Genomic DNA, 12,375 nt, shown 5'->3' with positions numbered 1-12,375 from the left:
TTTTAGAATGAGCATAAATAAAGATCATTTAAATGAGCTTTATGAGCGTGTGGATGCGCTCAGGAGGTATCTTTGACTACGATAAGCGCAAAGTCCGAATTATTGAATTAACTGAGAAAACTCAAGATCCCGAGTTTTGGAATGATCCTGATGCTGCACAAGGTGTCATGAAACAATTAGATCATGAGAAAAGCTTAGTTGAAGCTTGGGATGCATTAAACGAATTAAGAGACAGCATTAATGTATTTCTGGAATTCCAAGAAATGGGTGAAGATGTTGAAAGTGAAATTGATGCCGAGTACGCTAAGCTCGAAAAAGGTTTAGAAGAGCTTGAGCTTCGAAATATGTTAAACGGTCCTGATGACCAAAGAGATGCCGTTGTTACCTTTAACCCAGGAGCAGGAGGCACGGAAAGTCAGGATTGGGCTTCTATGTTATACCGCATGTATGTGCGTTGGGCGGAAAAAAATGATTTCAAAGTTTCCGTCATCGATTATCAAGATGGAGATGTAGCCGGTTTGAAGTCAGCAACCATAGAAGTACAAGGCATAAATGCTTACGGTTTTTTAAAAGCCGAGAGTGGGGTGCACCGTTTAGTTAGGGTATCACCTTTCGATAGTAATGCACGTCGCCATACTTCATTTTGTTCAGTATTTGTTTCGCCACTAATTGATGATTCCATTGAAGTGAATATCAATGAAAGTGAAGTTGAGCTTCAGCGATTCCATTCAAGTGGAGCCGGTGGGCAGAACGTAAACAAAGTGGAAACGGGTGTTCGATTAATCTGGGAAGGAGAATTATCAGATGGACGAACTGAAAAAGTAGTAGCTGAATGTCAGCAAGAGCGCTCTCAGCTGCAAAACCGTGAAAAGGCTATGATCTTACTGAAGTCGAGAATCTATGAGTTAGAGAAAGCCATCCAAGAGGAAGAGAAAGCACGACTCGAGGGCTCTAAAGGTAAAAACGAATGGGGTTCTCAAATTCGAAGTTATGTATTTGATGACCAACGAGTTAAAGATCACCGTTCAAATCATGAAACTTCCAATGTAAGTGCCGTGATGGATGGAGATTTAGACGACTTCATAAAAGCCTATCTACTCACAATATCTACACAGCCTCAATAATGATTAAAGTAGGGATTACAGGAGGCATCGGATCAGGTAAATCCACATTCTGCAGAGAATGGGAGTCCTTAGGTGCCACTGTAATTTATGCTGATGATTTAGCCAAACAGCTGATGATTGAAGACCAGGAACTGGTTAACAGCATAAAGTCTGTGTTTGGTGATCAGTCCTATCATAAGGATGGGACTCTAAATCGGGAATTCCTTGCACAAGAAGCATTTGCAAAAGGAAGAGTTGAAGAGCTGAATGAACTCGTTCACCCAGTTCTATGGGAGAGAGTGGCTGAAATTGAAGCGGAAGAGCGCGCCAAAGGAACGACTATATTTGCTAAAGAAGCCGCTATACTTCTTAATAATGGCCGCCCCACAGATTTAGACTATGTGATTCTCATCATTGCTGATGAGCAAACAAGAATTCAGCGAGTATTGCAACGAGATCACACGGATTCAGCGAAAGTTAAAGAACGTATCAAAAAACAGTCAGATTTCATGGAGTTATCTCGACTGTGCGACTATATAATTACCAACAACGGTACACAAGATGAATTAAAACTAAAAGCAAAAGAGCTTTTTCATCAATTATTGGAATTATAGAGGAATACCATAAAAACCATTCATATATTTGCAGGAATGCAACTCAGCTAACAAACGGGATATGACAGCACAACCAGAAAGCAAGCTTATTACGCTTGAAGAATTCATCATTCAATCACAGAGTAAATTTCCAGGGGCTAAAGGCGAGCTATCACAATTATTGAGAGATATTGGATTAGCCGCTAAAATCATTTCACGCGAAGTGAATAAAGCGGGTATCACTAATATTTTAGGATACGACGGCACTAAGAACGTTCATGGAGAATCGGTTAAGAAATTAGATTTATTTGCAGATCAACAGCTTATTTCGGCATTAGAGCGCTCAGGTATTACCTCTATGGTGATTTCAGAAGAAAATGACGGCATAGTTAAGCTTAGTTGTGAAGGAGGGAAATACATTGTGTATATGGATCCCTTAGATGGATCTTCAAACATCGATGTAAATGTATCGATCGGTAGTATTTTCTCAATTTATATGAGAGATGGCGATTTTGATAAGCCCGCAAAAGATGCAGAAGCACTTCAACCAGGAAACCGACAAGTAGCAGCAGGTTATGTGCTGTATGGTTCAAGTACAACTCTTGCGTACACCACAGGTGCTGGCGTTAGTTTGTTTACACTGGATCCTAGTTTAGGAGAATTCATGCTAAGTGATCGCCGTGTAGAAATTCCAAAGCATGGACGCATTTACAGCATCAATGAAGGAAGCTACAATTCTTGGGATCTTGGCCTAAAGAAGTACATCAAATACTGCCAAGAAGAAGACCCAGAAACAGGTCGACCATATTCAGCCCGTTATATTGGTTCGATGGTAGCAGATATCCACCGAACGTTGATTAAAGGGGGGATTTTCATTTACCCACACAGCAAGAACTACCCTGAAGGGAAATTACGTTTAATGTATGAGTGCAATCCGCTTGGTTTTATTATTGAGCAAGCCGGTGGGATGGCAACAGATGGTAAAATCCGAGTGATGGATATAGAGCCAAATGCTATACACCAGCGTACACCCATCTATATAGGCTCTCCTGAAAATGTTGAGCATGTAATGGATTTTCTGCACGAATACGAAGGCCAAGTAGGCTAATCAGTTCTGGTATGCTGTTATTGAAAGAAAGGTGAGGGTATTAAAACCTCACCTTCAATCCTTCCCGGATATCATGATTGATGCTGTAGCCAGCATTCGTTTCAATTACATATTTAGCAGGCTCAAATGAAGGTAAAGTCTTATCCGAAAATGGCGTAGTATTTTGATAAATACTAACTATTACACTATCCGAATTTACGTACATGATATCCAGAGGCAAGGGAGTGTTTGCCATCCAAAAACTTAGGGGTTCTTCATTCTCAAAAAAGAAAACCATGCCCGCATCTTTTGGCATTTCACGAACATCCATCAGCCCTTGATTACGCTCTAATTCAGTTTCAGCTTTTGCATACCTCAACGTACTTATGATTTCTCCTTCTTCATTTAAAAAATGGAGAGTTCCAACATAATCAGGTACACGCCCCGTTGGTTTTGTTGAGTCGTCCTTGGTATTCTTCTCGTTCGAACAAGCTGTCACAATCAAGCATAATAGAGTGATAAAGAAGGCTTTTTTGCACATTAGATAATTTTTTAAAAGAGGTTTTCGATTTCAAACAGAGTATAATAATTCTGTATTAAAGGAGGGCTTAAAAAATTGCAAGGAAATTGATTTGCTAAAGTTGGCTTCTATTTATGTTAGAAAGTGGGATCCAAAATTGTTTTTATACGTTAAAAAATTTCAAATACTCTATCATTTATTGGTTAATAATAAACCCACTGTCTTGTTTTGAAATCTTTATGAAATAAGGCTATATTTAGAGCCTCAGTGAGCGTCGACAAGGCACTCGCTTTTTTTTGTCTTTGTTTTCCAGATTATGCAATTAGATACCATACAAAAAATTAAAGATTTAGCGGCTCCTTTAGCGGAGTCTAATAACCTTTTTGTTGTTGACGTAGAAGTTAAAACAGGAGGAGGGTTGGCTGAGGTATGGGTATATCTTGATGGAGAAGAAAGAGGAGTTAATCTTGATGAGTGTGCAAACATTAGCCGTGAATTAGGCTTTTTAATGGAAGCGCATGAGATATTCGAGAATAAATACCGGCTAAACGTTTCTTCGCCTGGGCTTAGCCGCCCATTGGTGGATAAACGCCAGTACAAAAAAAATGAGGGGCGTACAGCCAAAGTGAAGTTCAAAAAAGACGAAGAATATTCGAAAGTTAGAGGCAGTATAGTTGGGATTACCGAAGAAGGAATCACACTAGCCGACGATGACGGAAATAATATTCAAGTGTTGTTTGATGAAATCATGGAAGCCAAGATCGTCCCAACTATTTAATCATTTACCAAGCTAAGAACGCTGATGCAGAACGACTTATCAAAACAAATTATCTCATCCTTTGCTGAAATCGCTAAAGATAAAGGCATTGATAGAGATCTATTGTTATCCATACTAGAGGATGTTTTCAGAACTATGATCCGTAAAACGTACGAAACGGATGATGCTTTTGAAGTAATCCTTAATGCGGATCGTGGAGAGATTCAAATCCTTCATGTACGTGAAGTTGTTCCAAAAGAAGAGCTCACAGATGAAGTATCTGAAATCGCATTAGAAGATGCTAAGAAGATCGATCCAGATGTAGAGCTTTATGATGAATTAGCACAGGAAGTTCAAATTGTTGACTTCGGTCGCCGTGCAGTGATGATGGCACGTCAGCAGTTAGCTCAGCGTATTCGTGAAATAGAAAAAGATAATATCTACGAAGATTACTCAGAGCGTGTGGGTGAAATCATCCTTGGAGATGTATACCAAGTACGCCACAACAAAGACATTCTTGTAAATCACAATGGGGTAGAGCTTCTGCTTCCAAAAAGTGAGCAAATTTACAAAGATAGATACCGCAAAGGTGATACCATTCGTGCCGTTGTAATTGGCGTGCACATGCGTAATGGTAATCCAACGGTAATAATTTCTAGAACCTCTGAGTTATTCTTAGAGCGTTTATTTGAAAATGAGATTCCGGAAGTATTCGACGGAATTATCGATTTAGTGAAAATTGCACGTGCTCCGGGCGATCGTTCTAAAGTGGCCGTTAGATCACACGACGAACGCGTTGATCCTGTTGGTGCTTGTGTTGGTATGAAAGGTATTCGAATTCACGCTATCGTGAGAGAGTTGCAAAACGAGAATATCGATGTAATCAACTACACCCCTGATAAAGTTGAGTTTATCAAGCGTGCACTTCAGCCTGCAGAAGTTCTTAAAGTTGAATTAGATGCTGAAGGAAAGCAAGCTAGCGTGCTTGTTCCAGCGGATGAAGTATCGAAAGCAATTGGTAAAGGTGGAGTGAATATTAGATTGGCTTCCAAACTTTCAGATTGCGAAATTGATGTATACCGTGAGGTAGAAGAAGAAGACGATATTGATATCGCTGAATTTGAGGAAGATTTTGGATCAGAAGCGGTTCAAAAGCTTCATGAAATCGGTTGTGATACCGCTCGTGCAGTACTAGAAATGAGTGCTAAAGAGCTGGTAAGCCGAACAAATGGTGAAATTGACGAAGAACTTGCCCGTAAGATTATTGAAGTAATCGGGTATGAGTTCGAAGACGAAGGTTAAGTCTCGTGCCTTAATTCCGCACCCCTAACCTTCAATAGACACAGAAAAAATCATATATGTCCATAAATAGACCAAAACCCTTATTCAAAGTAGCTTCGGAGTTTAACGTATCTACACAATCCATCGTAGAAGTGCTACAAGACGACTTCGAGGTAGCAAACCGTCCGAATTTCAAGATTACACCGGAGATGTATTCGGTCTTGGAAGGAATATATGGTGATGACAAGGCGAAAAGCCAAGATCATGAAAAGACGCGCGAAGATTACGAAAATCGTAGAAATACTATTATAAATCAGCGCAACGATAGTGTTACTCTGGATACCGTTTTAGAACCACTAGATGAATCTATTGGTCTGGAACCTCAGGATGAACCGGAAGAGAAAGAGGAAGAACTAGCTTTAGAGCCAATGGATATTGAGCCTGAGTTAGAACCTCAAGAAGAAGCCGTTGCTGAAGAGCCTGAAGAAGAAGAGGTAGAGGCAGTAGTTGAGCCGGAGGCAGAAGTTGAGGAAGAGCCAGAGGCAGAAGAAGAAGTTGAAGAAGCTCCTGTAGCAGAAGAGAAGGAAGAAGAGCCAGTGGCCGAAGCTCCTGCGGAAGCAAAAGAAGAAACTAAAGAAGAGGCGTCTTCTGAAGTAGTTGTAGAAGCAACACAAGAAGAAGAGCCTGAGGAAGAAGAAGCCGAAGAAGAGACCGCATCAGAAGAAGCAGAAGATGCTGACACTGACGAAGAAGAAGACGATGATGACGATGATGACGATGAGGATGAAGAGGAAGAAGAATCATCGGCTAAAGAAGAAACTGAGGCAGAAAAGGAAGAAAAGATAATTAAGGGTAAGGCAAGTAAACTAAAAGGTACTAAGGTACTCGGTAAGGTTACTTTCACCAACGACCTGACTTCTGGAACTAAAAAGAGAAAGAAGAGAAAGCGTAAGAAGGACCAAGAAGGTGCTTCAACTACTAGTGGCGATCAGAACGCTAAAAAGAAAAACACTGACGCTAAGACCGAAAAGACTCGTAAGAAAACCAAGACTAAGAAGTCGGCAAGTAAGCCTAAAACAGAGGTAGACGAGATTGATGTGGATCGTATGATGCGTGAAACCATGCAGAAGATCCAAGGGAATAGCAACGTAGGTAACAAACGTGCTAAGCGTCGTCGCCAGCGTAAAGAAGAGCGTGAGGAAGAGCAGCAGCTGCAACAAGAAATGCAGGAAATGGAAGCTGGCGTAATTGAAGTTACGGAGTTCATTACTGCAAACGACCTCGCTGAAGAGCTCGAAGTAGGTGTAAACGATATTATTTCTGCATGTATGAGTATTGGTTTGATGATTACCATCAACCAGCGTTTAGATGCAGGTACCATTGAATTGGTTGCTAGTGAATTCGGCAAAGATGTGAAATTCATCGATGCAGAAGAGATGACAGAAGATTTAGAGATTGAAGAAGATGATCCTGAAGATCTAGAAAATCGTGCACCGATTATTACAGTAATGGGTCACGTTGATCATGGTAAAACTTCTTTACTTGATTACGTTCGTGAAGCTCGTGTAGCTGAAGGCGAGGCGGGGGGTATTACCCAGCACGTTGGTGCATACGAAGTGATGCACAATAACAAGAAGATCACATTCTTGGATACTCCGGGTCACGAAGCCTTTACGGCGATGCGTTCTCGTGGTGCTCAAGCAACCGATATTGTAATTCTAGTAGTGGCGGCTGATGACAGCGTGATGCCACAGACTATTGAGGCCATCAACCATGCGAAAGCAGCAGGTGTGCCTATGGTAGTTGCTATTAACAAGATTGATAAGCCAGGATCTACGCCTGATAAGATTAAGCAACAGCTTTCTGACCACGGAGTAATTGTGGAAGATTGGGGTGGAGACACTCAGTTCGCTCTTGTATCCGCTAAAACGGGACAAGGCATTGAAGAGCTACTTGAAAAAGTATTGATCGAAGCTGAATTGTTAGAGCTTAAAGCCAACCCAAAACGTCGTGCAAATGGTGTTGTTCTTGAAGCACGTTTGGATAAAGGGAAAGGTATTATTGCAAACATCCTAGTTCAGGGTGGTACTCTGAATGTAGGTGATCCATTTGTTGCAGGACCAAGTTTCGGTCGTGTACGTGCCATGGAAAATGATTTAGGTAAGCGTATTAAATCAGCTGGCCCAGCAACGCCTGTTCAGTTAATGGGTTTTGATGAGATGCCTCAAGCTGGTGATACTCTTATTGTAGCAGAAGATGAGAAAACGGCTAAAGATGTTGCCAACCAACGTCAGCAGATTCGTCGTGAGCAAGCAATGAGAAAAACTAAGCATATGACTCTTGATGATCTATCTAGACGTCTTGCACTTGGTGAAGTATCTGAGCTGAATATCATTATTAAAGCGGATGTGGATGGTTCAATTGAGGCCCTATCTGGTTCATTACAGAAACTAAGTAACGACGAAGTTGCGGTTAACATCATCCATACGGGTGCTGGTGCCATTTCTGAATCGGATGTACTCTTAGCTTCTGCTTCGGATGCCATTATCATTGGTTTCCAGGTTCGTCCTACACTTCAAGCACGTAAGTTAGCAGAGACTGAAGAAATCGATATCCGTCTGTTTAGCGTAATCTACGATGCAGTGGATGAGGTAAGAGATGCCCTAGAGGGTCTATTATCACCTGAACTGAAAGAGCAAATAGTAGGTAACGTTGACGTTCGTGAAATCTTCAAAGTATCTAAAGTGGGTACTATTGCAGGTTGCTATGTAACCGATGGTAAGATTGATAGAAATAACCCAGTTCGTATCATCCGTGATGGCGTTGTAATTTACGACGGTAAGATCGGTGCCTTAAAACGATTTAAAGACGATGTGAAAGAAGTAGCATCAGGGTATGAGTGTGGTATCAGCATTGAGAACTACAACGATATAAAAGTAGGCGATAACTTCGAGAGCTATAAGATCACAGAAGAGAAAAGGACCCTCGAAGACGCCAATTAAGAGGACATAATGAGTATTAGAACAAAACGATTAGGTGAGGTTCTAAAACGCGATCTCGGGCAGATTATTCAACGTGAATATCAGCCTGAGGGTGTTTTCATTACTGTAACAAAAGTAATGATGACTCCAGATCTGTCTATTGCTAAGGTGTACTTAAGTGTATTTGCACCTGGTAGAGATGAACAAGTGATCTATCAAACGTTAGATGAACACGTACCTCAGATTCGCCATAAACTAGCGGCTAAAATCAAAAATCAGGTGCGTAAGATTCCAGAATTGCATTTCTATGTGGATGACACTGCAGAGTATGTAAATAAGATCGAAACCTTATTCAAAAAGATCGATGACGAGCCAACGGCTCCCAAAGACGAAGAGGAATAGTGTATGGCGAAAGCCTTACCTCTGCATGAAATTGAGGTGTTTGACCAACAAAACCTCCCATCTCCAGATGTAGATTTTAGCGTAGCATCTATCATTCTAGTTAATAAGCCAAAAACATGGACTAGTTTTGATGTAGTGCGTTATGTGCGTGGTAGATTGCGTACTAAGAAAGTAGGGCATGCTGGAACCCTTGATCCTATGGCTGAAGGATTACTTATCCTTTGTTCAGGTCGAGCAACTAAATCTATTTCTCAGCTGCAGGATTTGCCCAAAACCTATATTGGGGAAATCACCTTCGGAGCATCTACACCAAGTTACGACGCCGATTCAGAGCCGGATGCAACCGCGCCCACCGACCACATCACATTAGAGATGATTCAAGAGGTGCTCGACACTCATTTTAAAGGTGAAATTCAGCAAGTACCCCCTATGTACTCCGCTCTTAAACGTGATGGTAAGCGCTTGTATGAATTGGCTAGACGTGGTAAAACGGTTGAACTTGAACCACGACCTGTTACCATTCACGACACGCACATCATTAGTTTTGAAGACAACAAACTCCTTTTGAGTATCATTTGCAGTAAGGGTACGTATATTCGATCTATTGCCCACGATTTGGGTAAACTTATTGGATCTTTAGGGCATTTAACCCAACTTGTACGTACTTCAATTGGTGATTATTCTTACCAAAAAGCATTATCCCCTGAAAAAATTGATGAGTTGTTAAATGCACAAGACTGAACTAATCTATTTAAAAGATATTGAACGAGTTGCCAACTCAGTGGTAACAGTTGGTACCTTTGATGGTGTTCATGAAGGGCATAAGTCTCTGATAAATACGGTGGTTGAAAAGGCGAAGAAAAGAGATGCACGAAGTGTAGTCATCTCTTTTGATCCACATCCCCGTGATATCATCAATCCAGGAACCGCAGGTATAAAACAGCTTACTACCATCCGTGAACGTCGCGAGATATTAGAAGATATTGGTATTGATGTACTTCTAATCATCCCTTTTGATCGTGACTTTTCTCTGTTAAGCTCAGAAGAATTCGTTAAGAACATCGTATTTGAAAAAATTGGTGTTAGTGAGTTCGTAATTGGCTACGATCATCATTTTGGGAAAGATCGTTCAGGTTCCATAGAAACCATCGAGAACTTAGGTAAAGAGTTGGGCTTTGAGGCGTATATCGTTTCAAAGAAAGAGATGGGGGATATGACCGTAAGTAGTACCTTGATTCGAAAAGTGCTTGCTGCAGAAGGAGATGTTCAGTTAGCAAGTTCACTGCTCGGACGTTCCTATTTACTGAACGGTATAGTAATTCATGGGGATAAAAGAGGACGCTCCATTGGATTTCCTACCGCCAACTTAAAAGCCGAACATCCCAATAAAGTGATTCCAAAAGATGGGGTGTATGCCGTTCGTGTTCGAGTAGCGGATGTGTGGTACCAAGGCATGATGAATATTGGGAATCGTCCAACTTTTGAAGGAGCTTCAAAAGCCTTGGAAGTAAATATATTCGAGTTTGATGAAGATATTTATGGTCAAACAATTCAAGTCCGCTTTATGCAAAGACTCCGTGGAGAAAAGAAATTTTCAGGAATTGATGGTCTTGTTGAGCAACTAAAACAAGATCAAAAAGATGCACTTTCTATTTTCAGTACACTAGATCAATAATTCTAGCTTGTTACTACGCACTATTCCAGTCTCTCATTTCCTTTCATATTAGTTCTTGGTAGAATCCTAAAACCCTTTACAAGCTGATGAGCTCATAAAGGGTGTTCGAAGTACTTTTAGGTATATCAACTACCTGCAAATGGGCTATTGAAAATACCCACAGCTAATTCAGCCCAGATTAAAAAGAATACAGTCAAAATCGTGAATAGAAGGGCGAACCGTTGTTTAAATCCGGTCACTTTTCGAAGCACTGCTTCACATCCCAAAGCTACTAAAGAGAGAAGAACTCCCATGATTAAAAAGTCTGAAAAGGTCCATACTACTTCAGTTGTAAATTGCATAGCAACCAAAGGGATCATTAATAGTATGGCTACTCCGGCGAATAAATATCCGAGTCGTTTGTTTGATTGAACGGTAGTCATAAGAACAATAGGTTAATTTTAGAAAGTACTTTGTACTACAAAGTAATAATTTAGTTTCAATAATCAACTATTAATTTTACCGATGCAGGTTGAGGGGTTATTGTGCTAATAGAAATGAGTATAATGGACTTTGGAAATAGTGGAAGGGTTGTGCTATACTTATGTTAATATTAATTCAAAGAGGTTCAAATGTGTGGTAGGTACACCCTCAGCTTTAATGAGCTACAAGAGCTCGAAGATTTTCTTAACGCCGTGGATAAAAGCAAAACTCCGTATTCATTGGATGAATACACGGAAGAGGGGGTGTTTGCTAACTTCAATGTGGCACCTACACAACGAATGCCGGTGGCTTATGTGAACGACGATGGTGAGCGAGTAATTGAGGCGATGAGCTGGGGATTTATAGGCTGGAAACCTAAGGCTGGCCAAAAAAGTTTTGCGCCTATTAATACGCGTGATGATAGTTTGACCAAAAAACCAATGTGGACCAAAGCCTTTCAACAACGACGGTGTTTGGTGCCCATGATGGGTTTCTATGAGTGGAAGGGAAGTAAAGGAAATAAAACCCCTTTCTACATTCGAGATAAAGACGGGAAGTTGTTGGCTACAGCTGGTTTATTTTCAACAATAAATGTGGAAGGAATGGAGGGCATACCCACTTACTCGGTAATTACCACACGTCCCAACGAGTTAATGGAAGACATTCATGATCGGATGCCTGCTTTTCTTCATCCCAGTGAATTTGACGATTGGTTGAATCCCGTGCATACCGATGACTATTTACTCGATCTATTGCGTCCTTACCCCGATGATGCACTTGAAGCACAAATCGTAAGCAAAGAGGTTGGCAACGTTCGGAATAATCACCCAGGGCTTATTCAGAAAGCAGGGTTGTTTTGATGGGTTTGAACTTCCATGTATTGCAGCTAAGCCCTTCAGCATTTCTATTCATCGCACAAAGAAGAACTCTCGGTCCACCTCCTGCATAAAACGCCAGTCCATTTGATCGAGGGTGTACACTAGGTGGTAGAAGCGTTGATCGATATCTTCTACTACATAATGCAGGTGTTTGGTAATCATGGTGTTTTCGAGGTGTTTGGTTTCAATATGATGTACTTGAGTAGAGCCAGCTTTTCGCCGTTGAAAGCGGAAGGGGGCCATGCGCTCTATAAGGGGAAGCTCTAAGGGCGAAGGCCGTTCTATTTCAGAAACTGGGAGTACCTCAAAACGAATAGGCTGTAGTCGATGTGCATCTGAAGGTTGATGTTTGTGTCTTTTTACATGTACCAATACCCGATCTACCCGAAGGCCTTCTTTTTGTCGTTTGTCATCCAAACTCCATAATAATTCTTCTTGGTTGAACTCCAGTTCAATGATTTCTCCGTCTTTGGTTTCTACACTGTAATAAGAAGTTCGGATTCCTCCTTTAACCTTGCTATAACAGGAACGAATCTGCGCTACTTGCCGCACATATTGTGGTCTCCACGCAGGCTTCGCTAGGCGATTATAGCGGCAAAAAAATGCTAACATGTCTACAATGGGGAACTTATTCAT

The 12,375-nt window shown here is 41.1% G+C and carries 13 protein-coding genes; 10 read left to right on the top strand and 3 right to left on the bottom strand.

Annotated elements, in window-relative coordinates; translation table 11 throughout:
- The first annotated feature begins 7 nt into the window (after window positions 1-7).
- The 3 genes from prfB to fbp all read left to right on the top strand — a co-directional run bounded on the left by prfB (window position 8) and on the right by fbp (window position 2,804).
- Window positions 8-1,124, top strand: a protein-coding gene (prfB, locus tag B155_RS0102415) for a peptide chain release factor 2 (RefSeq protein WP_157464703.1) whose coding sequence is annotated in 2 segments (ribosomal slippage) — window positions 8-73 and window positions 75-1,124 — 1,116 coding nt in all. Because the reading frame shifts where the segments join, the coding sequence is not laid out codon by codon here.
- Entirely contained in the window at window positions 1,124-1,717 is a 594-nt protein-coding gene (gene coaE, locus B155_RS0102410) for a dephospho-CoA kinase (protein ID WP_018126646.1), read from the top strand. The genes prfB and coaE overlap by 1 nt, the downstream gene beginning before the upstream one ends.
- 61 nt (window positions 1,718-1,778) lie before the next feature.
- Window positions 1,779-2,804: a class 1 fructose-bisphosphatase gene (gene fbp / locus B155_RS0102405; protein ID WP_018126645.1), complete on the top strand. Its 1,026-nt coding sequence runs from the start codon at window positions 1,779-1,781 to the stop codon at window positions 2,802-2,804.
- Between the two features lie 40 nt (window positions 2,805-2,844).
- On the opposite strand, the gene B155_RS0102400 is transcribed toward fbp, so the two are convergent.
- A complete protein-coding gene (locus tag B155_RS0102400) occupies window positions 2,845-3,324 on the bottom strand; it encodes a DUF192 domain-containing protein (protein ID WP_018126644.1) in 480 nt (159 codons plus the stop codon).
- A gap of 295 nt (window positions 3,325-3,619) precedes the next feature.
- On the opposite strand from B155_RS0102400, the gene B155_RS0102395 reads away from it, so the two are divergent.
- The 6 genes from B155_RS0102395 to B155_RS0102370 are packed head-to-tail and all read left to right on the top strand — an operon-like array spanning window position 3,620 to window position 10,399.
- Entirely contained in the window at window positions 3,620-4,081 is a 462-nt protein-coding gene (locus B155_RS0102395) for a ribosome maturation factor RimP (RefSeq protein WP_018126643.1), read from the top strand.
- Between the two features lie 24 nt (window positions 4,082-4,105).
- Window positions 4,106-5,362: a transcription termination factor NusA gene (gene nusA, locus B155_RS0102390; protein WP_018126642.1), complete on the top strand. Its 1,257-nt coding sequence runs from the start codon at window positions 4,106-4,108 to the stop codon at window positions 5,360-5,362.
- A 56-nt stretch (window positions 5,363-5,418) separates the two neighbouring features.
- On the top strand, window positions 5,419-8,343 hold the full coding sequence (gene infB, locus B155_RS0102385) for a translation initiation factor IF-2 (protein ID WP_018126641.1): 2,925 nt from the start codon (window positions 5,419-5,421) through the stop codon (window positions 8,341-8,343).
- A 9-nt stretch (window positions 8,344-8,352) separates the two neighbouring features.
- Window positions 8,353-8,724 carry a 30S ribosome-binding factor RbfA gene (gene rbfA / locus B155_RS0102380; protein WP_018126640.1) on the top strand — a complete coding sequence of 124 codons (372 nt, stop codon included), beginning with the start codon at window positions 8,353-8,355 and terminating at the stop codon, window positions 8,722-8,724.
- 3 nt (window positions 8,725-8,727) lie between these two features.
- Window positions 8,728-9,465 (top strand): tRNA pseudouridine(55) synthase TruB, encoded by a 738-nt coding sequence (truB, locus tag B155_RS0102375; protein ID WP_018126639.1) that lies wholly within the window; start codon window positions 8,728-8,730, stop codon window positions 9,463-9,465.
- Window positions 9,452-10,399, top strand: a complete 948-nt coding sequence (locus B155_RS0102370) for a bifunctional riboflavin kinase/FAD synthetase (protein ID WP_018126638.1) — start codon at window positions 9,452-9,454, stop codon at window positions 10,397-10,399. Before truB ends, B155_RS0102370 begins: the two co-directional genes overlap by 14 nt.
- A gap of 125 nt (window positions 10,400-10,524) precedes the next feature.
- On the opposite strand, the gene B155_RS0102365 is transcribed toward B155_RS0102370, so the two are convergent.
- On the bottom strand, window positions 10,525-10,821 hold the full coding sequence (locus tag B155_RS0102365; RefSeq protein WP_018126637.1) for a hypothetical protein: 297 nt from the start codon (window positions 10,819-10,821) through the stop codon (window positions 10,525-10,527).
- Between the two features lie 189 nt (window positions 10,822-11,010).
- Between B155_RS0102365 and B155_RS0102360 the strand changes: the two genes are divergently transcribed.
- Window positions 11,011-11,721 (top strand): SOS response-associated peptidase, encoded by a 711-nt coding sequence (locus B155_RS0102360; protein WP_018126636.1) that lies wholly within the window; start codon window positions 11,011-11,013, stop codon window positions 11,719-11,721.
- 48 nt (window positions 11,722-11,769) lie between these two features.
- On the opposite strand, the gene B155_RS0102355 is transcribed toward B155_RS0102360, so the two are convergent.
- Window positions 11,770-12,375: a hypothetical protein gene (locus tag B155_RS0102355; protein WP_018126635.1), complete on the bottom strand. Its 606-nt coding sequence runs from the start codon at window positions 12,373-12,375 to the stop codon at window positions 11,770-11,772.

The organism is Balneola vulgaris DSM 17893 (assembly GCF_000375465.1).
In the GTDB taxonomy this organism is placed as follows: domain Bacteria; phylum Bacteroidota; class Rhodothermia; order Balneolales; family Balneolaceae; genus Balneola; species Balneola vulgaris.
This window is presented reverse-complemented; position numbering and strand designations above follow the sequence as displayed.